Annotated in this window: 23 protein-coding genes; 18 read left to right on the top strand and 5 right to left on the bottom strand. The window is 68.9% G+C overall.

Annotated features, from left to right (window positions below; genetic code table 11):
• The first annotated feature begins 82 nt into the window (after window positions 1-82).
• A complete protein-coding gene (locus LQ566_RS01940; protein ID WP_231089875.1) occupies window positions 83-583 on the top strand; it encodes a DUF2004 domain-containing protein in 501 nt (166 codons plus the stop codon).
• A 54-nt stretch (window positions 584-637) separates the two neighbouring features.
• Here LQ566_RS01940 and lipA read toward each other — a convergent pair whose 3' ends face one another.
• On the bottom strand, window positions 638-1,624 hold the full coding sequence (gene lipA / locus LQ566_RS01945; RefSeq protein WP_231089876.1) for a lipoyl synthase: 987 nt from the start codon (window positions 1,622-1,624) through the stop codon (window positions 638-640).
• Window positions 1,621-2,295 carry a lipoyl(octanoyl) transferase LipB gene (gene lipB, locus LQ566_RS01950; RefSeq protein ID WP_308070746.1) on the bottom strand — a complete coding sequence of 225 codons (675 nt, stop codon included), beginning with the start codon at window positions 2,293-2,295 and terminating at the stop codon, window positions 1,621-1,623. Before lipB ends, lipA begins: the two co-directional genes overlap by 4 nt.
• Before the next feature lie 71 nt (window positions 2,296-2,366).
• On the opposite strand from lipB, the gene LQ566_RS01955 reads away from it, so the two are divergent.
• From LQ566_RS01955 to trmD, 7 genes are all read left to right on the top strand, one after another.
• Entirely contained in the window at window positions 2,367-2,948 is a 582-nt protein-coding gene (locus LQ566_RS01955; RefSeq protein WP_231089878.1) for a TetR/AcrR family transcriptional regulator, read from the top strand.
• A 24-nt stretch (window positions 2,949-2,972) separates the two neighbouring features.
• The gene (gene ffh, locus LQ566_RS01960; protein ID WP_231089879.1) at window positions 2,973-4,529 is read left to right on the top strand and encodes a signal recognition particle protein; all 1,557 of its coding nucleotides are present in this window, start codon (window positions 2,973-2,975) and stop codon (window positions 4,527-4,529) included.
• A gap of 13 nt (window positions 4,530-4,542) precedes the next feature.
• Window positions 4,543-6,594: a hypothetical protein gene (locus LQ566_RS01965; protein ID WP_231089880.1), complete on the top strand. Its 2,052-nt coding sequence runs from the start codon at window positions 4,543-4,545 to the stop codon at window positions 6,592-6,594.
• A gap of 196 nt (window positions 6,595-6,790) precedes the next feature.
• Window positions 6,791-7,228, top strand: coding sequence for a 30S ribosomal protein S16 (gene rpsP / locus LQ566_RS01970; RefSeq protein WP_231089881.1), 438 nt, complete (start codon window positions 6,791-6,793; stop codon window positions 7,226-7,228).
• A 5-nt stretch (window positions 7,229-7,233) separates the two neighbouring features.
• Window positions 7,234-7,464, top strand: coding sequence for an RNA-binding protein (locus tag LQ566_RS01975; protein ID WP_231089882.1), 231 nt, complete (start codon window positions 7,234-7,236; stop codon window positions 7,462-7,464).
• Complete coding sequence (gene rimM / locus LQ566_RS01980; protein ID WP_231089883.1) at window positions 7,464-8,063, top strand: ribosome maturation factor RimM; 600 nt, start codon at window positions 7,464-7,466, stop codon at window positions 8,061-8,063. The genes LQ566_RS01975 and rimM overlap by 1 nt, the downstream gene beginning before the upstream one ends.
• Before the next feature lie 2 nt (window positions 8,064-8,065).
• Window positions 8,066-8,758: a tRNA (guanosine(37)-N1)-methyltransferase TrmD gene (gene trmD, locus LQ566_RS01985; protein ID WP_231089884.1), complete on the top strand. Its 693-nt coding sequence runs from the start codon at window positions 8,066-8,068 to the stop codon at window positions 8,756-8,758.
• A 25-nt stretch (window positions 8,759-8,783) separates the two neighbouring features.
• Here trmD and LQ566_RS01990 read toward each other — a convergent pair whose 3' ends face one another.
• Both LQ566_RS01990 and map read right to left on the bottom strand, forming a co-directional pair.
• Window positions 8,784-10,382, bottom strand: a complete 1,599-nt coding sequence (locus tag LQ566_RS01990) for a hypothetical protein (RefSeq protein WP_231089885.1) — start codon at window positions 10,380-10,382, stop codon at window positions 8,784-8,786.
• Between the two features lie 16 nt (window positions 10,383-10,398).
• Window positions 10,399-11,181: a type I methionyl aminopeptidase gene (gene map, locus LQ566_RS01995; RefSeq protein ID WP_231089886.1), complete on the bottom strand. Its 783-nt coding sequence runs from the start codon at window positions 11,179-11,181 to the stop codon at window positions 10,399-10,401.
• A gap of 108 nt (window positions 11,182-11,289) precedes the next feature.
• Here map and LQ566_RS02000 point away from each other — a divergent pair, with 108 nt between their 5' ends.
• The 5 genes from LQ566_RS02000 (at window position 11,290) to LQ566_RS02020 (ending at window position 14,352) form a co-directional block, all read left to right on the top strand.
• Window positions 11,290-11,787, top strand: a complete 498-nt coding sequence (locus LQ566_RS02000; protein WP_231089887.1) for an MFS transporter permease — start codon at window positions 11,290-11,292, stop codon at window positions 11,785-11,787.
• A 187-nt stretch (window positions 11,788-11,974) separates the two neighbouring features.
• The gene (gene rplS, locus LQ566_RS02005; protein WP_231089888.1) at window positions 11,975-12,322 is read left to right on the top strand and encodes a 50S ribosomal protein L19; all 348 of its coding nucleotides are present in this window, start codon (window positions 11,975-11,977) and stop codon (window positions 12,320-12,322) included.
• A gap of 177 nt (window positions 12,323-12,499) precedes the next feature.
• Window positions 12,500-13,315 carry a signal peptidase I gene (lepB, locus tag LQ566_RS02010; RefSeq protein WP_231089889.1) on the top strand — a complete coding sequence of 272 codons (816 nt, stop codon included), beginning with the start codon at window positions 12,500-12,502 and terminating at the stop codon, window positions 13,313-13,315.
• Window positions 13,312-13,968, top strand: coding sequence for a ribonuclease HII (gene rnhB, locus LQ566_RS02015; protein ID WP_231089890.1), 657 nt, complete (start codon window positions 13,312-13,314; stop codon window positions 13,966-13,968). Before lepB ends, rnhB begins: the two co-directional genes overlap by 4 nt.
• A gap of 54 nt (window positions 13,969-14,022) precedes the next feature.
• Window positions 14,023-14,352 (top strand): DUF2469 domain-containing protein, encoded by a 330-nt coding sequence (locus tag LQ566_RS02020; protein ID WP_231089891.1) that lies wholly within the window; start codon window positions 14,023-14,025, stop codon window positions 14,350-14,352.
• Between the two features lie 42 nt (window positions 14,353-14,394).
• Here LQ566_RS02020 and LQ566_RS02025 read toward each other — a convergent pair whose 3' ends face one another.
• Window positions 14,395-15,000 carry a TetR/AcrR family transcriptional regulator gene (locus tag LQ566_RS02025; RefSeq protein WP_231089892.1) on the bottom strand — a complete coding sequence of 202 codons (606 nt, stop codon included), beginning with the start codon at window positions 14,998-15,000 and terminating at the stop codon, window positions 14,395-14,397.
• 129 nt (window positions 15,001-15,129) lie between these two features.
• Between LQ566_RS02025 and LQ566_RS02030 the strand changes: the two genes are divergently transcribed.
• From LQ566_RS02030 to LQ566_RS02050, 5 genes are all read left to right on the top strand, one after another.
• Window positions 15,130-16,560 carry an MFS transporter gene (locus LQ566_RS02030; protein WP_231089893.1) on the top strand — a complete coding sequence of 477 codons (1,431 nt, stop codon included), beginning with the start codon at window positions 15,130-15,132 and terminating at the stop codon, window positions 16,558-16,560.
• On the top strand, window positions 16,557-17,501 hold the full coding sequence (locus tag LQ566_RS02035) for an alpha/beta hydrolase (protein WP_231089894.1): 945 nt from the start codon (window positions 16,557-16,559) through the stop codon (window positions 17,499-17,501). The genes LQ566_RS02030 and LQ566_RS02035 overlap by 4 nt, the downstream gene beginning before the upstream one ends.
• 115 nt (window positions 17,502-17,616) lie before the next feature.
• The gene (locus LQ566_RS02040) at window positions 17,617-22,137 is read left to right on the top strand and encodes a family 78 glycoside hydrolase catalytic domain (RefSeq protein ID WP_231089895.1); all 4,521 of its coding nucleotides are present in this window, start codon (window positions 17,617-17,619) and stop codon (window positions 22,135-22,137) included.
• Window positions 22,138-22,403: 266 nt separating this feature from the next.
• Window positions 22,404-22,763 carry a YraN family protein gene (locus LQ566_RS02045; protein WP_231089896.1) on the top strand — a complete coding sequence of 120 codons (360 nt, stop codon included), beginning with the start codon at window positions 22,404-22,406 and terminating at the stop codon, window positions 22,761-22,763.
• Window positions 22,763-24,283: a YifB family Mg chelatase-like AAA ATPase gene (locus LQ566_RS02050; RefSeq protein ID WP_231089897.1), complete on the top strand. Its 1,521-nt coding sequence runs from the start codon at window positions 22,763-22,765 to the stop codon at window positions 24,281-24,283. Before LQ566_RS02045 ends, LQ566_RS02050 begins: the two co-directional genes overlap by 1 nt.
• Window positions 24,284-24,287 lie beyond the last annotated feature (4 nt).

Raw genomic sequence — 24,287 nt, forward strand, 5'->3', positions numbered from 1 at the left:
AGCTTCGCCTTCGCACGGCGCAGGACGACGATCGTGCCCGTGGCGACTTCCCTCGCCCCGCGGAGACTGATTACATAGCCCTATGGCGATCGAACACGACTTCTTCGGATTGCTCGAATCGGGCCCAGACGGCTCGATCTTCTGGTCGGAGACGGTGGAATTCGGCGACCAGTCCGTCACCGTCGACCTCACCGCTCCGGACGAGAACGACGTCGCGCCCGACGCGCTCAACATCGCCGCCGCGATGATCACGGGGCTCGAGCACCTTGACCTCCGCTGCCGTGAGGCAATGGTGGGGCAGCTGGGGGATCGCACCAGTGAGGTCACCGAGTACGTGGTGTCGCAGGAGGAAGCGCTCGGCGACGATCTGGAGGACTACCTCACCGATGTGTCGGGAGACACCGCCATCGACATCATCAAGGCGCTGCGGTTGATGAGCGTCACGATCCTCGCCGACGAGCACGGCGGCACCGATCCGTTCGCGGTGCTCGAGTATGCCCTGGATGCCGACTCGACGGACGACGTGCTGCTGGTCAACCTCGCCTCCGACGCGTCGGTTCTCTCGGTGACCTCCGCGGACTGAGCGGCGGAACCCGCGACGAGGGGCCACCCGATCGCTCGGGCGGCCCCTCGTGCGTCAGACGGCCTGCGCGAACTCGTCCGCGTCGGCCAGATGGCGCAGCTGCTCGGGGATGTCGCGCCCCTTCGAGATCATGGAACGCGCCCACAGCCGGCCGGCGCGATACGACGAACGCACGAGCGGACCGGCGAGCACGCCGAGGAACCCGATCTGCTCGGCCTCCTCACGAAACGCCACGAAGCGCTCCGGCTTCACCCATCGATCCACCGGGAGGTGGCGTGGGGAGGGGCGCAGATACTGGGTGATGGTCAGGATGTCGCAGCCGGCATCGTGCAGATCCCGCATCGCCTGGCTGACCTCGTCGTCCGTCTCGCCCATGCCCAGGATGAGGTTGGACTTGGTGATCAGCCCCGCCGCTCGCGCACGGGTCAGGACGCCGAGCGAGCGCTCATAGCGGAACGCGGGCCGGATGCGCTTGAACACGCGGGGTACCGTCTCCACGTTGTGCGCGAACACCTCGGGGCGGGACTCGAACACCTCGTCGAGCAGCTCCGGACGCCCGGAGAAGTCGGTGGCGAGGAGCTCGACGCCCGTACCCGGGTTGTCCTGGTGGATGCGACGCACGGTCTCGGCGTTGAGCCAGGCGCCCTCGTCCGGGAGGTCGTCTCGGGCGACGGAGGTGACGGTGGCGTAGCGCAGCTGCATCTTCGCGACGCTCTCGGCCACGCGGCGTGGTTCATCCGTGTCGTACTCGGCCGGCTTGCCGGTGGAGATCTGACAGAAGTCGCACCGACGCGTGCAGTCGGAGCCGCCGATGAGGAAGGTCGCCTCCCGGTCCTCCCAGCACTCGTAGATGTTGGGGCAGCCCGCTTCCTGGCAGACCGTGTGCAGGCCCTCGTCCTTCACCAGCGATCGCAGCCCGAGATACTCCGGGCCGGTCCTGGCCTTCGTACGGATCCACTCCGGCTTGCGCTCGATCGGCGTCTCGGCGTTGCGGATCTCCAAGCGGAGGAGCTTGCGTCCCTCGGGGGCTGCCGCGCTCATGCCGCCACCTCCGTCTTCAGCAGCTCCGGTGTGACGTCCACGTCGAAGGAGGCCAGGACGGGCGCGACGAGGTCGCGGACGCCGACGCGCCCACCGGTGATCCGGCTGACGCTGGTCACGCCGGCATCCGTGATTCCGCACGGGACGATGTGGGCGAACCCCTCCAGGTCGCAGTCGGCATTGATCGCGAACCCGTGCATGGTCACGCCTCGCTCCACGCGCACTCCGATCGCCGCGACCTTCGCGTCATGACCGCCTTCGCTCACCCAGACTCCGCTGCGTCCCTCGATCTGGCGGCCGTCGACGCCGAACACGCGCAGCGCCGCGATGAGGCGCCGCTCGAGCCCGCGCACGTGCTCCACCACGTCCACGGGGTCGGGGAGGCGCACGATCGGGTATCCCACCAGCTGGCCCGGCCCGTGCCAGGTGATCTTGCCGCCCCGGTCCACGTCGATGACCGGCGTGCCGTCGTCCGGGCGCTCATGCGCCTCGGTGCGCTTGCCGGCGGTGTACACCGCCTCGTGCTCCAGGAGGATCAGTGTGTCCGGACGCCGGGCGTCGACCACCTCCGCGTGAATCATCCGCTGCAGCGCCCACCCCTGTGCGTACGGAACAGCGTCGGGGGCGAATCCCGCCACATGCACGTCCATCTGATCCTCCTCGCGGTCAATTATTGAACTGCGTCCAATAATGCCACAGGGCGACGTGGGTGCGATCGGGCGCGTCTCGGTACAGTGAGGTGATGAGTGTGGAGAGCAGACAGGGACGACCACGCGTGTCGTCGCGGGAGACGCTCGCCGAGGCGGCGTGCGAGCTGTTTCTCGAACGCGGCTACGAGGCGACGAATGTGGCCGACATCACCGCTCGTGCGGGCGTGAGCCGGTCCAGTTTCTTCAACTACTTCTCTTCCAAGCACGACGTGCTGTGGGCGGGCGTGGACGACGCGATCGCGGCTCTCGAGGACCGGTTGCAGCGGACCCCCGCCGAGGTGGTCGCCACGTTCTCGGCCTTCTCCGACGGGCTGGCGCCCGATTCCCTCGCGCTCGCGATCGCGAACGATGAGGCCATGGGCGCCGTCGCCGATCTCCAGCGGGAAGGCACGGCCCGCGCAGCCCGGATCGGCGCGGCGGTCACGGCCGCACTCCGTGCCGTTGGCTGGGCCCCCCTGCGAGCGCAGGTGATCGGCTCCGCGTACGGTTCCGCGGTGCTCGCGGCCGTGGAGCGGTGGGCGCGGGACGGCTCCGGACGCACGGCGCTGGCCGATCGGCTGGATGAGGCGCTGGCGATCGTGGCCGCGATGCCCGGCGCGGCGACGATCCGCTGAGTCCTCGCGTAAACTCATAGCATCATGGCTACTTTCGGCACGCTCTCAGATCGTCTCACCGAGACCTTCCGCAATCTGCGCACCAAGGGCAAGCTCACGCCCGCTGACGTGGACGGTACCGTTCGCGAGATCCGGCGTGCCCTGCTCGACGCGGACGTCGCCCTGGAGGTCGTGAAGGAGTTCACCGCCAAGGTGCGTGAGCGCGCGCTCGGCGACGAGGTCAACCGCGCCCTCAATCCGGCGCAGCAGGTCGTGCAGATCGTCAACGAGGAGCTCATCGGCATCCTCGGCGGCGAGCAGCGTCGCCTGCAGTTCGCCAAGACCGCGCCCACCGTGATCATGCTCGCGGGTCTGCAGGGTTCCGGAAAGACGACTTTCGCCGGAAAGCTCGCGAAGATGCTGGAGAAGGACGGCCACACGCCGCTCCTCGTGGCAGCCGACCTCCAGCGCCCCAACGCCGTGAACCAGCTCCAGGTCGTCGCCGAGCGCGCCGGGGCCACCATCTTCGCGCCGGAGCCGGGCAACGGCGTCGGCGACCCGGTGAAGGTCTCCCGTGACGGCGTCGAGTTCGCCCGTCGCCACCAGCACGACGTGGTGATCGTCGACACGGCCGGACGTCTCGGCGTCGATGCCGAGCTGATGAAGCAGGCGGCCGACATCCGCCGCGAGATCCAGCCCGATGAGGTGCTGTTCGTCATCGACGCGATGATCGGTCAGGACGCCGTCAACACGGCGAAGGCATTCCAGGAAGGCGTGGACTTCACGGGTGTCGTGCTCTCCAAGCTCGACGGTGACGCGCGTGGTGGCGCGGCGCTGTCCGTGGCGTCGGTCACTGGCCGGCCCATCATCTTCGCCTCCACCGGTGAAGGCCTCGATGACGTCGAGCCGTTCCACCCGGATCGTATGGCCAGCCGCATCCTCGATCTCGGTGACATCCTCACCCTGATCGAGCAGGCACAGGCCGCGTTCGACGAAGCCGAGGCGCTCAAGGTCGCCGAGAAGCTGGCCACCGAGCAGTTCACCCTCGAGGACTTCCTCGAGCAGATGCAGCAGCTCAAGAAGATGGGCTCGATGAAGAAGATGCTCGGGATGCTCCCGGGCATGGGCTCGATGAAGCAGCAGCTCGAGGATTTCGACGAGAGCGAGATCGGACGCACCGAGGCGATCATCCGCTCGATGACGCCTGCTGAGCGCCGAAACACCAAGCTGCTGAACGGCTCGCGTCGCCTGCGCATCGCTCGTGGTTCCGGCATGACCGTCACCGATGTGAACCAGCTCGTGCAGCGCTTCGAGCAGGCGGCCAAGATGATGAAGACGGTCGCCCGCGGCGGTGTGCCCAACATCCCCGGCATGGGCCCGATCCCCGGCGGTAAGCCGGGTGCGTCGGCCAAGCGCGGCGGCAAGAAGGGCAAGGGCGGTGGCGTTCCGCGCTCCGGCAACCCGGCAAAGCGCGCCGCGCAGCAGGCCGAGATCGCCGCGGCTCCTGCGGCCCCCACGGGTTCCGGCTTCGGTCTGGGCGGCGGAAAGACGCCGACCGCGGAGGATCTGGCCGAGCTGCAGAAGATGCTCGGCAACGGCTGATCTTCCCGCCGGCATGATCGACGACCCCCGCTTCGCCGCCGACTCCGCGCCGCGCCTGGTCCCGGACAGTTATCCGGGGGTCTGGCCGGAGAGTTCCGTGCTCGTCACAGCCGAGGGGCTCTGGGAGCTGCGTGATCGCGACGGCGTCGCCCTGCAGGCGGGCCAGACCTCACCGACCCGGCTCGGGCTGTGTCGCGTCGCCGTCGATGAGGAGACACGCGCTCGGGTGACCGATGGCGCGCGGTCGGCTCCCCAGCTGTCGCGCGTTCTGGAGGGATTCCATGTCGTCGGCATGGATTCCCGGGTGCCGGTGCTCGCCATCGGATCGAACGCGGCGCCGTCGCAGCTTCGCCATAAGTTCCGCGAGATTCCCGACGCGCTCGTCCTGCCCTCGGTGCGGGCACGCGTTCAGGGCGTTGCGCTCGCGTACGCGGGGTTCTTTGCGGGCTACGGAGCGCTGCCAGCCACCATCGTCCCGTCGAACGCGGGCTCGTCGAACGCGGTCCCGTCGAACGCGATCCCGTCGAACGCGGTCTCGTCGGTCTCGTCGGGCGCGGTCTCGTCGAACGCGGTCTCGTCGGTCTCGTCGGGCGCGGTCTCGTCGAACGTCGGCTCGTCGAACGGCGTCTCGTCGAACGGCGTCTCATCGAGCGCCGCCGAGCTCGAACTCCACGTGCAGTTCACCGATCCGGGCCAGCTCGCCGGGCTCGACCGCACGGAGGCTCCCCACTACCGCCGCGTCTGGCTCGACGCGTCATCCGGAGTGCGCGTGGTGCTGGAGACCGGGGAGGAGCTCCCCGGTGTCTACGCCTACGTGGCTCGCGGGGGAGCGCTGTGCGATGAGACGGGGGCCGTGATCCCCGCGGCGATGCGCCCCACCGATGCCGGCTTGTCTCAGATCGCCGTGGTCGAGCGTCTCGCCGCTGTCAGCGCCCTCGCCGAGGCGTGGGGCTCCGATGCCACGGCGTTGCGCGCCCGCGCGGGCGCCCTGGCCGACGGTGGCGCCGCCGTCCTCGCTGACGCAGGCCTGCTCGCGCCTCCGTCGCCGTTCACCCGGCTCGCCGATGAGAGCGGCACCCCCAGCACGCGCACCTACGGGGGGATGCTTCCACCGGCGTCGAACATCCCCGCCGCCCAGCCGGGGAGCGTCACCCTCGTCACGACGGTCACCCCTGCCGGAATCGAGCGCGGAGGCAAGTCCGTGGTGTCGATCTCGCGCCGGGTGCACGAGTCGCTGGGAGGTCCCGACGTCGTGGAGCTCCGCTCCCATGCCCTCATGGCCGGGCACGGGGCAGCGGCGCCGTCCGCCCTCGCGGCCGTGGTGATCCGCGAGGAATCGCCCGATGCCGCCCCCGACCACGTCGTGGAAGTCGACCATGTCCTGCGCATGGCGTGCGGACTGGAGAACGGCGAGATCGCCGACCTTCGCCCGGTGCGGCTGGAGCGGGGCACCGCCGGTGATCGCGTGGTCGGCAAGCCCACCTACCTCACGATGCGCACGACGCTCGCCGACCCCGCCTCCGCGGAGCGCGACGTCGTGCTCATGAGCCGGCTGGCGCTGGACATCCTCGGTGTCGGTCCCGGCGATTACGTCGTCGTGGAGGGGGCGGGCACAGGAGCCGGTGACGCGCCGGCCGGGGAGATCCCGACGGTGATGCTCAAGGCGTTCGAGGCGCCGGGGTCGGTCGAGGACACGCGTCAGCGCATCACCGGTGGAACCTGGGGTGCGCGCTTCCCTGCCGCGGAGGAGACCCTGGGGGTGCGTCCCGATCTTCCGCTCGCGTTCCTGGACTTGGAGCTGCGCACCCGCCTGGGCATTGCCGGGCAGACCCTCGCCACGGTTCGCGTGCGCCCCGCCCGCCTCCCGCAGTTCTGGTCGGAGCTGCGCGAGATGCTCCTCATCCTCGCCGTCGCCTTCCTCGGGGTTGTGGTCGTCGCTCCGTGGCCCTGGCTGCAGATGCTGCTCATCGTGGCGCTGGTCGTGATGTCGCTGTGGCTCATCGTCCAGCGGCTGCGTCGCCGGCTCACACATGTCCTCCGCCGCGGTCAGCGGCGCGGTCGCTGACGCATCCGCGTATCGCCTGCCGCGACACGGTTGGTGCACGTTTCGCGCACAGCGGCGGAATCTGGCAGAATAGAGCTTCGGATTGCGTGCTCGACCCTCTATCCAGCCCGCATCCACCCCAGAGCTTCCGCCGGGTGTGCACCCCACGCTCCAGGCGATCGGTTCGTTATTCCTCTTCTACATTTCTTGGAGAATTGTGGCTGTCAAGATTCGCCTCAAGCGCCTGGGCAAGATCCGGGCTCCCTACTACCGCATCGTCGTCGCCGACTCGCGCACCAAGCGCGATGGTCGTGTGATCGAGGAGATCGGCAAGTACCACCCCACCGAGGAGCCCTCGATCATCGAGGTCGACTCCGAGCGTGCTCAGTACTGGCTGTCGGTCGGCGCTCAGCCCACCGAGCAGGTCACCGCGCTGCTGAAGCTCACCGGTGACTGGGGCAAGTTCAAGGGCGACAAGGACGCGAAGTCCACCGTCAAGGTCAAGGGCGAGGCCGAGGCTTTCGTGGCGGACGCCGCGAAGAAGTCGGTCATCAAGCCGAAGGCGGAGAAGAAGGTGGAGGCTCCCGCTGAGGACGCCGCTGCTGAGGCTCCCGCCGCGGACGAGGCCGACGCGGCCCCGGCCGACGCCGAGTAATCGCTGTGCTGTCCGCCGCGCTCACCCACATCGTCTCGGGGATCGTCGATCACCCGGAGGACGTGAAGATCACATCGTCCACCTCATCGCGAGGTGAGGTCCTGGAGGTGCACGTGCATCCCGAGGACCGCGGACGCGTGATCGGGCGCGGCGGACGGACCGCGAAGGCATTGCGGACGCTGATCTCGGCCCTCGCCGATGGCGCCCGTGTCCGCGTCGACGTCGCGGACGACTGATGTCCGGGCGTCAGGACAAGACGCAGCTCCGAGTCGGCCGCCTGGTCAAGGCGCACGGACTCAAGGGCGCGTTCAAGCTCGAGCTCTACACCGATGACCCGGACGGTCGTTTCGTCCCGGGCGCGGAATTCACTCTGCAGGTTCCCGAGTCCTCTCCGTGGCACGGGAAGACCATCACAGTTCGCGAGTTCCGCTGGATGAACAGTCACGCCGTCGTCTTCTTCGAGGGAGTGGACGACCGCAACACCGCCGACGAACTCGTGCGTGCGATTCTCTGGATCGATCAGGACGCCGACGCGGGGTCCGACGAAGACGACGCCTGGTACGACCACCAGCTCGTGGGCCTCGACGTCGTGCGTGACGGCGCCGTGGTGGGCCGTCTGGCCCGCGTCGAGCACCTGCCGGCCCAGGACCTGCTGATCGTGAAGACCACAGCGGGTGACGAGGTCATGGTGCCTTTCGTGTCCGCCATCGTCCCTGAGGTGGACGTCCGGGGCGGTCGCGTGACGATCACCCCGCCTCCGGGACTCTTCGAGGAGCTCGAAGCGGCGGACGAGGCGGACTCCGCACCGACGCAGGAAGCGGACGGCGAGGACTGATCGTGCGCATCGACGCGATCTCGATCTTCCCGCAGTTCTTCGACGTCCTGGAAGTCTCCCTGCTGGGCAAGGCCCGGCAGAGCGGCATTCTCGACGTGCGCGTACACGATCTCCGCGACTGGACGCATGACCGCCACCGCACGGTGGACGACACTCCCTACGGCGGCGGCGCGGGCATGGTCATGAAGCCCGAGCCCTGGGGTGAGGCGCTGGACGCCATCGCCCAGGACAGCGACGCCCGCCCGATCTTCATCTTCCCCTCGCCTGCCGGGGAGGTCTTCACACAGGCGAAGGCTCGCGAGCTGGCCACCGCGGACCACCTCGTCTTCGGCTGCGGCCGCTACGAGGGCATCGATGAGCGCGTCTTCGACTACGCACGCGAGCTCGGCGACGTCCGCCTGATGAGCATCGGCGACTACGTCCTCAACGGGGGAGAGGTCGCGGTGATGGCCATGGTCGAGGCGATCGGCCGCCTGATCCCGGGCGTCGTCGGCAACCCGGAGAGCCTGGTCGAGGAATCGCACGAGGACGGACTCCTGGAGTATCCCTCCTACACCAAGCCCTCTGTCTGGCGCGGGCGCGAGGTGCCGCCGGTGCTGCTCAGCGGCAATCATGGCGCGGTCGATCGCTGGCGCCACGAACAGCAGGTGGAGCGCACCCGTCAGCGCCGTCCTGATCTTCTGGCCGGGGACTGAGCTCAGCTCGGGAGTGTGACGAGGGTCAGCTCGGGAGTATGACCTGCTCGGCGAGGTGGGGCGGCAGGAGGTCCCGGACACGTCGCAACACCGGGACGGGCGCCGGTGAGTACTCCGGGTACCGGTGAAAGCTGCGCACGAGGGGAACGAATCGATCCTCGAACCGGCCAGCGAGCGCGACCGCCAGGAGGCACGCCGCCGTTCGAACGCCGGGCGGGTCCGAGCTGGCGAGCGCGTCGTCGAGGGCGGTCACCGCAGTCCCGAGATCGGTGCGGGAGAGCGCTTCGCCGAGCAGCAGGACGAGCGTCACCAGCATCGGGTCGTCCGCGACCGAGCGCGGCAGACGCGGGTCGAGCGTCGTGTGCTCGCTCACCGTGGTGCTGCCGGAGAGCACCGCTTCCAGAACGGGCCACGCACCCGCCGCGACGATGGCGTCGAGCGTGACAGGACGCGCGACGCCAGCGCGGAGGTCCGACTCGATGAGTTCAGCGAGAGTACTCGCGCCCGGGGCCTCTGACAGAACGTCATTGCGAAGCCCGGCGAGGCGTTCGACCGCGTGACGGGTCGCGGGCAGTCCCCGGCTGATCAGATCGGGCGAGCCGCCGGCGAACAGGTCGGGTGATGCAGCGACGGCGTGGGCGAGGATCGCCCGGAGCTCGGAGGACACCGCACGGGCGGGGATCGGAGAATCCTCGTCGTAGCCGGCGGGCAAGGCGCGGCGGAGGCGTTCCTCGACGCCGGCGACGCGCAGTGATGGCGGCACGTCGGCCCGCGTGAGTTCGTCGTCTCCAGCGGAGAACAGCCACGCCGCTTCGGCGAACGGGCCGACGGCGGTGATCCAGGTCGTCGAAACGTACTCCTCCGAGTCCGCGAGGTGTGCCAGCACGTGTCGCGCGTGGTCATCGTGCGCGCCGGCAAAGGCCAGCGTGCCGGCTGCAGCCAAGCGCACGAGCAGCGATGCAGATGTCCGGACGAGGTCGCGGGCACGATCGGTCTCTGCCCGACGGTCGGAGCTGTCGTCCGATGCGGCCAGGAATCCAGCCAGCACCAGCCGGTCGGCGAGCAGCGCCGGATCATTCGTGTCCAGGTCAATGGCGACATCGCCCGGCAGCACGCCCAGCAATGCGAGCAAGCGCCAGGCCTCCGGGTCGTCCGTGCGGTCGGCATAGGCCCGAATGGCCCCCTCATGCGCTGCCACGGCTCCGGCGTACTCCGTACGCGCATCGATGTCCCGCGGCGACCTGACGAAGTGGGTCTCACCGACGGCGATGCGGGCGAGGAACGCCATCGCGGTGGCGTTGTCGCGTTCGACCAGCTCGACGAGGAAGGGGATCGCCGCCTCCGACGCGGAGAAGACCGACCCCTGGTGCGTCGTCGCCGCATACAGACCGTGCGCGCCGTAGGCGACATCGCCGGGATCGTCGCTGGTGATCGCCTCCAGATACAGCGGCGTCTCCGTCGCGGCACCGTAGGCGTCTTCCAGCGAGGTCCAGTCGATGTCTCTCAGGCCCTGCGGCGGCGATGTCCGCCCGCGCAGGGGCGGCCGGGCCAGGCCGTCGTGCTCGATCTCTTCGTTGTCCTGCTCCTCGAATTCCGGCAGCAGAGCGGGGTCGAAGGCCTCCATGGCGGAGCGTGGCGGGTCAGTCGACGCCGAGGAAGGTGCGGTCGGTCAGGACGATCGGGCCGTCCGCGGTGATCGCGACGGTGTGCTCACTGTGCGCACCGCGTGAACCGTCGGCCGACTTGAGGGTCCAGCCGTCGGCATCGGTGACGAGCTCGTCGGTGGTGGCCAGCAGCCAGGGCTCGATGGCGACGACCAGTCCATCGCGCAGCGGGTAGCCGCGACCGGCCTTGCCGTTGTTGGCGATGTGCGGGTCGCCGTGCATCGTGCGGCCCACGCCGTGTCCACCGAAGTCGGTGTTGATCGAGTAGCCCTCCGCGTGGCAGATCTCCGCGATGGCGGCCGAGATGTCGCCGATCCGCTTGTCGGTGGTCGCGGTGGCGATCGCGGCGGCGAGCGCGCGCTGCGTGGTGTCGATCAGCCGGAGGTCCTCATCGCGCGCGGTCCCCACCACGAACGAGACGGCCGAGTCGGCGACCCAGCCGTCGACGGAGGCCGCGAAGTCGAGCGAGACGAGGTCGCCGTCGCGCAGCGTGTAGTCGAAGGGGACACCGTGGAGGACGGCGTCGTTGATAGACGTGCAGATCACCTTGCCGAACGGGCCGGAGCCGAAAGACGGGGCGTAATCGATGTAGCAGGACTCGGCGCCGGCCTTGCGGATCATGTCGTGGGCGTGACGGTCGAGGGTGAGCAGATTGGTGCCCACCTTCGTCTCGTCGCGCAGCGTCGCCAGCACCTCCGCCACGAAGCGTCCTGCCGGACGCATCTGCTCGATCTCGGTGGGCGTGCGCAGCTCGATCATGATTTCCCTTCGATGTTGCTCTCATTCTTCCGCATATCGGCAGGGGGAGTGCTGAACGCCGTTCGGATTCCAGCCCCACACCGGAGGGAACGGGGCTAGCATGACCAGATGGTGATCCGTCGCGCGATGTACAGCTGGTTGCTTCCGGCGGCCTTCGTCCTGCCCGTCTGGCTGCTGATCGGCTGGGCCATCTTCAACCAGAACGGTTTCGCGCTGCTGCCGGTGCTCCTGATATTCGCGCCGGCCGTTTTCGTCAGCGAGCTCGTCCTCATGCTGCTGGTACGCTCGCGTCCCGGTGTGCGTGCCCAGCGGGCGCTGTCATGGTGGGACGTCGCGGGCTTCGGTATCTGGCATTTGCTCACCATCGGCGTGGGCTTCTACGCCGAGCCCTTGTTTGCCCTCAACCTGGTGCTGGCGATCCTCGCCGCGGTCGGCGTGCTGTGGCTGTGCCTCTGGCAGTTGTGGACCACCACGAAGACGGCGCGCGCCCCTCTGCTCATCCGGGAGACGTTCGATCGGGTACGTCCCGGCGGTGCCGGCTCGGTTGGTGTTGAGGACATCGTGATCGTCGAGGAGTCGCGTCCGGGGCATCCCGCACACTCCTGACAGCGCAGCATTTGGCGTCGCGTTCGGCGACATGCGATAATTGACGCTTGTGCCGTGATCACGCGCGCTTCGGTGCGCCCACGCGAACACTCCGCCACAGGGGAGTACCGGCTGCAAGGCGCACGAAAAAGCAATTGCTACCCATTCTTATGCGGCTGACCTGTGGCGGGCGCAGGAAGTGAAGATCATGCAGATCCTCGACTCCGTCGACGCAGCCTCGCTGCGCTCCGACATTCCGGCTTTCTTCCCCGGTGACACCGTCAAGGTGCACGTGAACATCGTCGAGGGCTCGCGCTCTCGTATCCAGGTGTTCCAGGGCGTCGTCCTGGGTCGCCAGGGCGATGGCGTTCGCGAGACCTTCACGGTCCGCAAGATCAGCTTCCAGGTGGGCGTCGAGCGCACCTTCCCGGTGCACTCGCCGGTGATCGACCACATCGAGGTCGTCACCCGTGGTGACGTGCGTCGCGCGAAGCTGTACTACCTGCGCAACCTGCGTGGCAAGAAGGCGAAGATCAAGGAGAAGCGCGAGAGCTGAATCGCGCCACTCCGACGGCACCCCGCGACTCCGGTCCGGGGTGCCGTTCTTTGTGTCGCATGCACCGGCATCAGGGCCTTCACAGGCGCGCCGCCACGCGAATCGCCGGGACCACACCGCGGAGTGTGGAACGATTGATCCGGTGCGCGGATTCTTGCTCGCGCCACGAAGGATGTCATGTCAACTGCCGAGCCGTCAGCCCCGCTCACCCGCCGAGACGCTCGGCGTGCCCGTCGCGATGACGCTGAGAGCCGCTCGCGTGGCTGGGGGGTGTTCCTCCGCGACGTCGTCGTGATCGTGCTCATCGCCCTGCTGGTGTCGTTCCTCGTGAAGACCTTCGTGGTGCGCTCCTTCTACATCCCCTCGGGCTCGATGGAGAACACCCTGCAGGTGCAGGACCGGATTCTCGTGGACGAGCTGACCCCGCGTTTCACGGACTATCAGCGCGGTGACATCATCGTCTTCCGCGACCCGGGTGGGTGGCTGGAGGGGCAGTCACCGGCGCCGTCCAAGAGCGCGTTCGTCGACGGTGTCGAGTGGATGCTCTCGCTCGTGGGCCTGGCCGCCCCCGACAGCTCGGATCACCTCATCAAGCGCATCATCGGGCTGCCGGGCGACCACGTGGTGTGCTGCAATGCGCTGGATCAGATCGAGGTCAACGGCGTGCCTCTCGAGGAGTCCGCCTACGTGAAGCTGGCGCCGGGCCAGAAGATGCCCAGTGTCGTGCCGTTCGACGTCACCGTTCCCGCCGACTCGTTCTGGGTCATGGGTGACAACCGGGATCGCTCGCGGGACTCCCGGTACAACCAGGACCAGCCGGCCAAGGGCTTCGTGCCCAGCGAGGACGTCGTCGGCCGCGCCTTCCTGCGAACCTGGCCGTTCGATCGCTTCGGCGGGCTGGGGACGACGGGTGACTCGTTCGCCGGGGTGCCCGACAGCGACTCCGGTGATGAGCCGGTGATCGACCCGAGCCCGGCGGCTACGGCGGGATGAGTCCGATCCTGCCCACGCTCGATCTTGAGCGCGAACTGCTTCGCGATCATCGCTGGGTCATCGCGTGCGATGAAGTGGGGCGCGGCGCGCTTGCCGGTCCCGTGACGGTCGGTGCCGCCTTCTTTGATGCGTCTCGGCTGTCCGAGCCCATCCCCGAGGGGCTGCGGGACTCGAAGCTGATCGTGGAGAAGAAGCGCGCCGACGTCGCCGAGCGTGCGGCGTCCTGGGTCGGCGCGAGCGCGCTCGGCTGGGCATCGGCGCAGGAGATCGACCAGGTGGGCATCATGCGTGCGCTGGGGCTCGCCGCCATCCGCGCGATCGACGGGCTTGCCGCGCTGGATCTCGACCCTGCCGAGGGGATCGTGATCCTCGACGGCAACCACGACTACATCTCGCCAGCCGGAGGCTGGGGCTACCGCGTCCGGCCGGTGATCAAGGGGGACCGCGACTGTGCGTCGGCATCGGCGGCATCGGTGATCGCCAAGGTCGAGCGGGATGCGCTGATGGAGCGTCTTCACATCGACACCCCGGTGTACGGGTGGGACCACAACAAGGGTTATGCGAGCCAGGCCCACCGCGAGGCGATCGAGGCGCACGGCATCTCCGTGCACCACCGTGCATCATGGTCGTTCAGCGGGAACACGCTGTTCTGATCGTGCCCGGCGCCGCACTCACCGCCCGCTGTCCCGGCATAGGATGGAGGCAATATGGATGAGGATGCTTTCGACGACTACGACCGCGAGCTCGAACTGGCGCTCTTCCGCGAGTACCGCGACGTGGTGCGCCAGTTCACGTACGTGATCGAGACCGAGCGTCGCTTCTACCTCGCCAACGACGTCCAGCTGGAGCGACGCGACTCCGAGCATGATTTCTACTTCGAGCTCACGATGAAAGACGTCTGGGTGTGGGACATCTACCGCGCAGATCGCTTCGTCAAGTCGGTGCGGGTGCTCACCTTCAAGGATGTGAACATCGAGGAGCTGTCCAGCAGCGACTTCCAGCTCCCGGCAGATCTCTCGCTCGACGGGGACCAGTGACGCGAGCCGCGGGCGGGGAGTGAACGCCGCGGCGATCCGGGGTCAGATCTCGACCGTCACGAGACGCTGGATACCGGAGCTCACCAGTGCCACCATGTCGACGTGGTCGCGATCGAGGAGCCACTGCGTCTGTACTCCGTCGGTGAGCGCGATCAGGCCTCGGGCTGCGGATTCGGGGTCAACATCGTCGGCGAGCTCACCGCGAGCGGCAAGGGCTGCGAACGTGCCGCTCAGGAACCCGACCGCGAACTCGTACCGCTCGCGCAGGTAGTCGTGCAGCGGATGTTCAGCTGACGTCGCCTCCGCGGCGAGGGCCACCTGGAGTTCCACCATTCGCGGGGCGCTCTGGTTGTATCGCGCGGCGTCGATCCACTGCCGCAGTACCCCGATGGGGTCATCGAGCGAGGACATCCGGCGGATCGCCTCCTCGTCGCGCCAGCCGAGCACCGCGTGCAGCAGTTCGAGCTTGGTCGGGAAGTAGTGGCGAACGCCGGCGTGCGTCAGCCCCGCTTTCGCGGCGACCTCGCGCAGTCCGCCGTTGCGATAGCCCGCGGTCGCGAACACCTCGAGCGCGGCCTCCAGGATCGCCGTCCGGCGGGCTTCGCCCTTCGCATAGCGCCGCGGCGCGGGAGCCGGATCAGTGGTCACGCATCGAGGCTACCCCAGCCGCCGATGCCCGACGCGGACGGGGCGAAAGAAAACCACCCACGTGGGTGGTTTTCTGTTACTGTCGTCTCAGCCGAGCCGCAGGAGCTCGCACGACGCCCTGGAGACACCATGGTCAATGCCGACCCGACGCTCGTCCCCGACAGCCCGCCCGCCGATGGGCCCGGCACCTCGGTCCGCTATGTGCGGGGACCGGCGTTTCGTCGTTACCGCCTGAGCTACGTACTGGCGGGGCTGTCGATCGCTGCCATCTGGGGTGCCGTCGGCGGCATCCTGCTGCCACTGCACGTGCAGCAGATCGAGTTCGCACAGTTCTTCACGGGGGCAGACTCGGGAATCGATCTGCAGGCGCTCACCGAACTCAAGTATGCGGTCGACGCCGGCAGCACCACGCCCACCGAAGATCAGGAACGTCAGCTCGCGCTGCTGGCCGAGTTCGAGGCCGCGCGCGCTCTCAGCCTGTCCGCGATCGCCGTCGTGTCCTCGATACTCACGATGCTGATCCAGCCGATCGCCGGGATCCTCTCCGATCGCACCCGCTCGCGGTGGGGCCGTCGGGCCCCGTGGATCGTGGCCGGTGCCGTGATCGGTGCGGCGCTTCTCATCGCGATGCGATTCTCGCCGACGATCGGAATCCTGCTCCTCACGTACTCGCTGGCGCAGCTGGGACTCAACCTCGCGTCCGGGCCCCTGAACGCGACCGTGGCCGATCGCGTGCCCGCCGGCCGGCTCGGCACCATGTCTGCGCTATCGGGCTTCGCGACTCTCATCGGCGGCGCGATCGGCTCCATCGTGGCGGGCGCCTTGTTCGCGGTGATGGGCCTCGACGTCTACTTCCCCTTCGCCCTCGCGGTGATCGTCTTCACCGTGCTGTTCGTCCTGATGGCTCGGGACCGTTCTTCTCGCGATCTGCAGCGCGCGCCCATGTCCGTCACGGCCTTCCTCGCCTCGTTCACGGTCGCACTGCGCGATCGGGACTTCCGCTGGCTCTGGATCGCCAAGGTCGCGTTGCTGTTCGGCGGTGGTGTGTCCGGTGCGTTTGGGGTGTACATGCTCCAGAGCTACATCCGTCCGGGGCTCTCAGCGCAAGAAGCGGCCCAAATCGCGCCCGTTCTTGCGCTCGTGGGTATCCCCGGAACTGTGATCGCTCTGCTGGTCGCGGGCTGGTGGTCCGACAAGGTGGGTCGCCGCAAGCCTTTCGTGATCGGCTCCACGTTCCTCATCGCCGGCTCCATGTTCATCCCTCTGCTGAGCCCCACGCTTCCGGCGCTGATCATCCAGGGGGTGGTGGCCGGCCTCGGCGTCGGCACGTTCCTGACTGTCGATCAGGCGATGTTCATCGACCTGCTGCCGGAGAAGGACGCCGCCGCTCGGGATCTCGGCGTGAGCACGCTCGGCGGCAACCTGGGCCAGGCGCTCGGGCCCCTGCTCGCGGGTGTCGTCGTCGCGGTCACCGGCGGCTACGCAGCCCTGTGGATCGTGGCGATCGTCATCGTCGTGATCGCCGCGCTCCTCGTCTTCCCGATCCGGAGGGTGAAATGAGTCAGATGCGGGCGCCATACCGGCCGACCGCGCTGAATGCGCTCCGTGCGCGGGCACTTCTGCGCAGCGCGGCGCGACTCGTGCGAGAGGATCGGACGAGCACCGCCGAGATCGTGGCGCGCGAGCCCGAACTCGGCTCCGTGAGCGTCGAGGATGTCTCCCTGCCCGGGCCGCACGGGCCGGTACCGGTGCGTCTGTATTGTCGCGAGGGACAGACACCGAGCGCCGGCTTCGTCTGGGTGCACGGCGGCGCATGGATGTTCGGGACGCTCGACTCCCCGGAGGCGCACTGGGTCGCGATGTCCATCGCGGCACGGGGGATCGCCGTCGCCTCGGTCGACTATCGCAAGGTGCGCGGGCGAGTCTCCTTCCCTGTGCTCTCGGACGACGTTCTCACCGCGTGGCGCTGGGTGCGCGCGAACGCGTCGTCCAGGCTCGGAACCGCGCCGGAGCACCTGCACCTCGGCGGTGCCAGTGCCGGGGCGAACCTCGCTGCCGGAGTCGCGAAGCGACTGATCGCCGCAGGTGAGGACCTGCCCGCGACCCTGGTGGTGGCCTACCCGCTCGTGCACTTCCAGCTGCCGCCGCTGCCGGACGATGTGCGTGCCGCGCTGGAGCGAACCCCGCCGCCGTTTCGGTTCACGCCGCGCATGGTGAGCATGCTCAACCTCAACTGGGCGGGCGTTCGCCATCACGACGATCCCGTGGCCTTTCCTGGGCTCGGCCCGCTCGACCGCATGCCACCGACCTTCATCGTGGACGCGGAGGCGGACGAACTGCGGGCCTCGTCAACGGTGTTCGCTGCCGCTCTGGCGGACGCCGGAGTCGACGTCCGCCACGAGACCGTGCCGGGCACGTTCCATGGCTACCTCGCCCAGCCGGAGACCCCGGGAGCGCGCGACGGCGTTCACCGGATCGTCTCGTGGATCGGTCAGTACTAATGCGCTGGGCGACACAGGGTGACGGTGAGGGAGAAGGCCGGATCGATCGTCTCGTGGATCGGTCAGCACTCACGTGTCCGTCCGCGACCAGCCGGCGGCGATGAAGAAGGACAGCATGACCACACCACTCACTGCCCAGATGATCACCCCGGACCACCCGGTCGACGGTGCACCGGCGCTGCGCAGGGTCTTCGGTCTCGACGAGAACCATGGCCCGATCGCGCACGCGGAGGTGCATGCCACGGCGCTCGGTGTGTGCGAGGTCCGGGTGAACGGCATCCTCGTGTCCGCCGATCTCCTCACGCCCGGATGGACGAGCTACGAATGGCGACTGCGCTACGCCACCTGGGATGCGACAGAGGCGCTGACGGCATCGCGCGGATCTCGTGCGGTCATCGAGGCCGTCATCGGGGCCGGCTGGTACTCGGGTCATCTCGGGTGGGAGGGCAACAGCGCGGTGTACGGCTCCGAGCGTGCCGCGCTCCTGGAACTGAGGATCACCTTCGCCGACGGGCACGTCCAGACGGTGGGAACCGATGAGCGCTGGACGTCCGTGGCCACCTCGACGGTCGCGGATGATCTCTACGACGGTCAGCGGATCGACCGCAGGATCGACGACGAGGCCAGGTTCGTGCCGGCGCCGGTCGACGGCGAGGCCGCTGTGCGCGTGATCCCGTTCGATCACACCCGTCTCACTCCGTATCAGTCCCCGCCGGTGCGCCGCCAGGAGGAGCTCGAACCGGTCCGGGTCTGGCGTTCTCCGTCGGGCGCGCTGCTCGTGGACTTCGGGCAGAACCTCGTCGGGTGGACGCGGCTCACCACGCGTGGAGATGCGGGTCGGGTGATCACGGTGCGTCACGCCGAAGTACTCGACGAGGCCGAGCTCGGCACACGGCCACTGCGGCGCGCACGCGCGACCGACGAGTTCGTGCTCTCCGGGGGAGACGACGTCTTCGAGCCGACCCTGACCTTCCATGGGTTCCGCTACGTCGAGGTCGCGGGGTGGCCGGGCGAGGATGAGGAGCTCGCCGGCGCCGTGCGCGCCGTCGTGATCGGATCGGACCTCACGCGTACGGGCACGTTCCGCAGCTCTCATCCGCTGCTCAACCGTCTGCACGAGAACGTCGTGTGGGGCATGCGCGGCAACTTCGTCGACGTGCCGACGGACTGCCCGCAGCGCGACGAGCGTCTGGGGTGGACCGGGGATCTCGCCGCGTTCGCCGAGACCGCGGTGTATCTCTACGATGCGGAGGCCTTTCTCGCCGACTGGCTGCGTGACCTCGCCGCCGAGCAGCGAGCAGCGGACGGGCGCATCCCGGTCGTCGTGCCGGACAACCTCAAATACGAGAACACCGGTGCGCTGGCCGCTGTGATGGGGGCCAGCCTCGTGATCGCGCTCTGGAATGACGCCGCCTGCTGGGTTCCCTGGGCCATGTACGAGGCCTATGGTGACCTCCGTGTGCTGTCGGAGCAGTACTCGTCGATGACCGCTCATGTGCGTCGTACGGAGGCGGCCCTGTCTGAACGAAACCTGCTGGAGGGCGGCTTCCAGCTGGGTGACTGGCTGGATCCCACCGCGCCCCCGGACGCGCCGCACCAGGCGAAGGCCGACCCTGCCGTGGTCGCCACGGCGTGCGTCTACCGGTCGATCGTGATCGCCCGCGATGCTGCCCGTGTGCTCGGTCAGGATGCCGACGCCGCGGAATTCGACGCCCTGGCTGCGCGGATCCGAGGCGGCTTCACCACTCACTGGGTGCGCAGCGGGCGGATCCACAGTGACGCTCCCACCGTCTACGCGCTCGCCATCGTGTTCGGGCTCCTCGACGATGCCGAGCGGGCCGCCGCCGGTGCCAGGCTCTCGGCGCTCGTCGCCGATGCCGGCTACGTGATCACCACCGGCTTCGCAGGCACGCCCTTCATCCTCACCGCATTGTCCGACACGGGGCAGCTGGAGACGGCGTACCGGCTGTTGCTGCAGGAACGGTGCCCCTCCTGGCTGTATCCCGTCACGATGGGCGCGACCACGATGTGGGAGCGGTGGGATTCGATGCTCCCCGACGGCACGATCAACCCGGGCGAGATGACGAGCTTCAACCACTATGCCTTCGGCGCCGTCGCGACATGGTTGCATCGGGTCGTGGCGGGTCTCGCACCGGCAGCTCCCGGGTACGCCCGGGTGCGTATCGCTCCCCGGCCCCCGGCCACCGGGGTGGTGTCGGCGGAGACGGCATTCGAGTCCCGCCACGGGCGCATCGCCGTGGGCTGGAGCGTGGAAGACGGGACGCTGCAGGTCGTGGCCAGCATTCCCGAAGGTGTGACAGCCTCGGTCTCGCTGCCGTCGGGTTTCACGTCCGAGGTGGGAAGCGGTGAGCACCGCTGGAGCGAGCCCTTCTCGCAGGCGGCGGAGGACGAGCTGACCGGCGCGGCGCTGGATGGTCTCCGCGCCGAGCGCGAGCGCGACCAGCGGGTGCTGGCCAAGGCCCGACTGCTCGGTGGCGCCAGCTTCTGGCGGACGGCCGAGGGAGAGGGCGTGCGCGCGCTGACTCTTGTCGACGGCCCGCACGGCCTGCGCTACCAGGACGGTGCGACCGATCACCTCGGGGTGAACGACAGCCGACCCGCCACCTGCTTCCCGCCCGCAGTCGCACTCGGATCGAGCTGGAACGCGGAGCTGGTGCACGAGGTCGGCGAGGCCATCGGCCGGGAAGCGCGGGAGGTCGGTGTCGACGTCGTGCTGGGTCCTGGAGTGAACATCAAGCGCTCGCCGCTCGGCGGACGAGGTTTCGAGTATTTCTCCGAAGACCCGCTGCTCACCGGCGTGCTCGGCAGCGCCTGGGTGCAGGGGCTTCAGAGCACGGGCGTCGGGGCATCCCTTAAGCACTTCGCCGTGAACAGCCAGGAAACCGACCGTATGCGCGTGGACGCGCGCGTGGATGCGCGGGCGCTGCGTGAGATCTATCTCCCAGCCTTCGAGCGCATCGTTCGGGAGGCGCAGCCGGCGACGGTGATGAGTGCCTACAACGCGGTGAACGGGGTGTTCGCATCGGAGAACCGCTGGCTGCTGACGGAACTGCTGCGCGACGAGTGGGGCTTCACCGGTCTGGTCGTCTCCGACTGGGGCGCAGTGAAGGATCGCGTCGATGCGCTCCGCGCCGGGCTGGATCTGGAGATGCCGGCCTCGGGCGACACCGGCGCGCAGGCGCTGCTCGACGCGGTGCGCATCGGGCAGCTGGATGAGGCCGCGCTCGACCGTTCGGTCTCCCGGCTGGCGGCGCTCGCGGATCGCACCGCACCGACTGCCGTCACGGGCGTCGACCACGCGGCGCACCATGCGCTGGCTCGCCGCGCCGCCGGAGAGTCGGTCGTGCTGCTGCGCAACGAACATGCCGTGCTCCCGCTCGCCGCGACGTCGCGGATCGCCGTGTTCGGGCACCTCGCCGTCGCGCCGCAGTTCCAGGGCGGAGGTAGCTCCCACGTCACTCCCACGTGCGTGGACGATCCGCTCGAGCAGCTCCGCAGCGTCTTCGAGGGTGTGGACTTCGCGATCGGGTACGGTCCTGGCGGTGATGCGCTTGCGCACCGCGAGGAGGCCGCTGCGTTGGCCGGGACCGCGGACGTCGCGGTCGTGTTTGCCGGTCTCTACGAGTCTGATCAGACCGAGGGACGAGATCGCACGGATCTCAGCCTGCCCGCTGACCAGGTGGCGCTCATCCGTGCCGTCGCCGCGATCGCTCCGAGAACCGTCGTCGTCCTGATGAACGGGGGCGTGGTCGATCTCGAGCCCTGGCACGACGATGTGGACGCGATCGTCGAGGCCTGGGCGGGGGGTCAGGCGGTCGGGGGCGCGGTCGCCGACGTGCTCTCGGGCACCGTGAACCCTTCGGGACGGCTGGCCGAGACGATCCCGCTGGACCTGCGCGATACCCCGAGCGCGCTGTCCTTCCCCGGAGAGTCGGGCACCGCGCTGTACGGCGAGAGTATCTTCGTGGGCTATCGGCATCACGTCTCCACCGGACGCGTCGTCCGCTATCCGTTCGGGCACGGTCTGTCGTACACCCGCTTCGCCAGCGCGCTGGTGCAGTCGCGGTCGGTGGGCACGGACGCCGTCCGGGCGCGGGTACGGGTCACGAACACAGGCGCCTGCCGGGGCGCCGAGGTCGTCCAGCTCTACGCCGGTCAGATCGAACCGCGCGTCCGTCGGCCGCTGCGCGCGCTCGCGGGCTTCGCCAAGGTCGAGCTCGATCCGGGCGAGACGATCGAGATCGAGATCGAGGTGGAGCGGCGCACGCTCGCGTACTGGGACGAGGCGGCGAGTGAGTACCGGGTCGACCCCGGGAGATACCGGATCGAGCTCGGTCGCTCGTCGATGGACATCGTGGATTCGGTGGAGGTCTTGCTGGAGGGCGATGCACCGGTGGTTCTGCCCCTGACGCTTGCATCGACAGTGGGCGAGTGGTTCACGCATCCGGTCGTCGGTCCGGCACTGCGCGGTGCCATGGGAGCGGATCCGGCGGCCGAGCCGCCCGCCGACCTCGCGCTCGTCGCGTCGATGCCGATGGGGCAGTTCGCCCGGTTCATCGCCACCGACATCCCGGAGGCAGTGCTGCACCATTTCATGGCGCTGAGCGCCCCCTGACCGACGAGCCATCCGCTCGCAATTGATTCATCGACGATGGGGGGCAGGGAGCTCCCGCGTGTCCGCCCACTCGGCGAGGCTGGGCCGAGCGTGATCGATCGGCCGATCCCGGGCCCCGATGCGCGCGCGGGACGACGTCTCTGTGAGCTCGTCGGTGGCGACGAGGACCGAGCTTTCGTTCCTCCCCAAACCTGTCGGCGGTGTGATCGATTCGGCGTCACGGGACCGCCGGTCCGGCACGTCCGCTCTGCCCCCATGCTCGGGGGATGGCAGCGAAGGATGAACGAGGACGAGCAGGCGAGGATCGCGCGTGCGCGCACCTGATGGCGCAAGGATTCGAGATCGTCGACCGCAACTGGCGGACCGCGTCCGGGGAGCTCGACATCGTTGCGGTGCGCGGAAGAGCCCTCGTCGTCGTCGAGGTGAAGGCACGGCGCACCACCGACTACGGCGACCCGCTGGCGGCCGTCGATGCGCGCAAACTCCGACAGGTGTGGCGACTCGCGTTCGCCTGGATGCGACGACATCCAGACCATGCCCGCGGCCGGACGCTGCGTGTGGACGTGATCGGTATCACGGGGGAGGACCCGGCCACAGCGGCGCTCGCCCACCTGGAGGATGTCTGATGAGTGTGGCGCGGACCTGGGCGGTGGCGTTGAACGGCATCGACGGCGCGATGGTGGAGGTGGAGGCGGATCTGTCGGCTCACACGCCGGGGTTCGATCTCATCGGACTGCCGGACAAAGCGCTGGGCGAGGCGGCGCGGCGGGTGCAGAACGCCTGTGCGAACCAGGGACTTCCCCTTCCCCGCCGGAGAATCACCGTGAACCTCTCGCCGGCCAGCCTGCCCAAGCGAGGTGCGGGCTTCGACGTCGCGGTGGCGATCACCGCGCTGGCGACCGAGCTTCCGCTGGATGCCGGCTCGCTGGCGCGTACGGCGCATGTGGGGGAACTCGGGCTGGACGGTCGCCTGCGACCGTTGCCCGGGGTGTTGCCTGCCGTGCACGCAGCGGTACGCGCCGGAAAGCAGCGGGTCGTCGTGCCCGCGGCCTGCCGGGCAGAAGCCGAGCTGGTCTCGGGAGCTGACGTTGTCGCCGCGGTGAACCTGACCGATGTCGCGCGCGCCCATGGCGCTCTGATCGATCCGCGGGAGGAAGAGCCGCTGCCCACACCTTCGGTCGTCGCGGACGAGCCGGCCGACCGGCTCGACCTGGCTGACGTTGTGGGACAGCGCAGCGCGGTTGATGCTCTGATCGTGGCGGCGGCCGGCGGTCACCACATGCTCCTCAGCGGTCCACCCGGCGCCGGAAAGACGATGCTCGCGGCGCGCCTGCCCGGGTTGCTGCCGGACCTAGACGAAGACCGGGCGCTCGACGTGGCATCCGTGCGATCGCTGTGCGGGGAGTCGGTTCTGCACCTGCCGCGCCGCGCCCCTTTCGAGGCGCCGCATCATTCGGCGACCATCCCGTCACTGGTCGGCGGAGGCTCTGGGGTGATCCGTCCCGGAGCCATCGCCCGGGCCGCGCATGGCGTGCTCTTCCTGGACGAGGCGGCAGAGTTCGCATCGTCTGCGCTGGACGCCCTGCGCCAGCCCCTGGAGTCGGGGACGATCACGATCCACCGGACGGGAACCACCGCGTCCTACCCGGCGCGGTTCCAGCTGATCCTCGCCACCAATCCGTGCCCCTGCGGCAACTACGGTGTGCGCGGCGCGGAGTGCACTTGCCCGCCGGTTGCGGTTCGCCGGTACCTGACCCGGCTGTCCGGCCCACTGCTGGATCGGGTCGACATCGAACTGCCTGTCACGCGCGTGACGGTGGCCTCGGGGGGAGAGCGGGTGACAACCGCGCAGGCCCGAGACAGAGTTCTGGAAGCTCGCGAGCGGGCACGGCGGCGATTGTCCGACACGCCGTGGCAGACCAACGCGGAGGTGGCGGGGCCCTGGCTGCGCACCGGTCCCCGGCGTCTTGGCTCCGCAGTCTCCGCTCCGCTGGATCAGGCGCTGCGGCGCGGCGCCCTCACTCTGCGCGGGTATGACCGCGTGCTGCGGCTGGCCTGGACGCTCGTCGATCTCCGTGGCGCGCATGAACCCGAACTGGAAGACGTGGGTCGTGCGCTTGCGTTGAAGAGGGGAGTGGGCCTGTGACGCA

Origin of the sequence: Microbacterium nymphoidis (genome assembly GCF_021044885.1) — a bacterium.
GTDB classification, from domain to species: domain Bacteria; phylum Actinomycetota; class Actinomycetes; order Actinomycetales; family Microbacteriaceae; genus Microbacterium; species Microbacterium nymphoidis.

Coding starts and splice junctions, on each gene's coding strand:
- LQ566_RS01940 (WP_231089875.1), top strand. CDS start 83: ATGGCGATCGAACACGACTTCTTCGGATTGCTCGAATCGGGCCCAGAC.
- lipA (WP_231089876.1), bottom strand. CDS start 1,624: ATGAGCGCGGCAGCCCCCGAGGGACGCAAGCTCCTCCGCTTGGAGATC.
- LQ566_RS01955 (WP_231089878.1), top strand. CDS start 2,367: ATGAGTGTGGAGAGCAGACAGGGACGACCACGCGTGTCGTCGCGGGAG.
- ffh (WP_231089879.1), top strand. CDS start 2,973: ATGGCTACTTTCGGCACGCTCTCAGATCGTCTCACCGAGACCTTCCGC.
- LQ566_RS01965 (WP_231089880.1), top strand. CDS start 4,543: ATGATCGACGACCCCCGCTTCGCCGCCGACTCCGCGCCGCGCCTGGTC.
- rimM (WP_231089883.1), top strand. CDS start 7,464: ATGTCCGGGCGTCAGGACAAGACGCAGCTCCGAGTCGGCCGCCTGGTC.
- LQ566_RS01990 (WP_231089885.1), bottom strand. CDS start 10,382: ATGGAGGCCTTCGACCCCGCTCTGCTGCCGGAATTCGAGGAGCAGGAC.
- map (WP_231089886.1), bottom strand. CDS start 11,181: ATGATCGAGCTGCGCACGCCCACCGAGATCGAGCAGATGCGTCCGGCA.
- LQ566_RS02000 (WP_231089887.1), top strand. CDS start 11,290: ATGGTGATCCGTCGCGCGATGTACAGCTGGTTGCTTCCGGCGGCCTTC.
- rplS (WP_231089888.1), top strand. CDS start 11,975: ATGCAGATCCTCGACTCCGTCGACGCAGCCTCGCTGCGCTCCGACATT.
- lepB (WP_231089889.1), top strand. CDS start 12,500: ATGTCAACTGCCGAGCCGTCAGCCCCGCTCACCCGCCGAGACGCTCGG.
- rnhB (WP_231089890.1), top strand. CDS start 13,312: ATGAGTCCGATCCTGCCCACGCTCGATCTTGAGCGCGAACTGCTTCGC.
- LQ566_RS02020 (WP_231089891.1), top strand. CDS start 14,023: ATGGATGAGGATGCTTTCGACGACTACGACCGCGAGCTCGAACTGGCG.
- LQ566_RS02030 (WP_231089893.1), top strand. CDS start 15,130: ATGGTCAATGCCGACCCGACGCTCGTCCCCGACAGCCCGCCCGCCGAT.
- LQ566_RS02035 (WP_231089894.1), top strand. CDS start 16,557: ATGAGTCAGATGCGGGCGCCATACCGGCCGACCGCGCTGAATGCGCTC.
- LQ566_RS02040 (WP_231089895.1), top strand. CDS start 17,617: ATGACCACACCACTCACTGCCCAGATGATCACCCCGGACCACCCGGTC.
- LQ566_RS02045 (WP_231089896.1), top strand. CDS start 22,404: ATGGCAGCGAAGGATGAACGAGGACGAGCAGGCGAGGATCGCGCGTGC.
- LQ566_RS02050 (WP_231089897.1), top strand. CDS start 22,763: ATGAGTGTGGCGCGGACCTGGGCGGTGGCGTTGAACGGCATCGACGGC.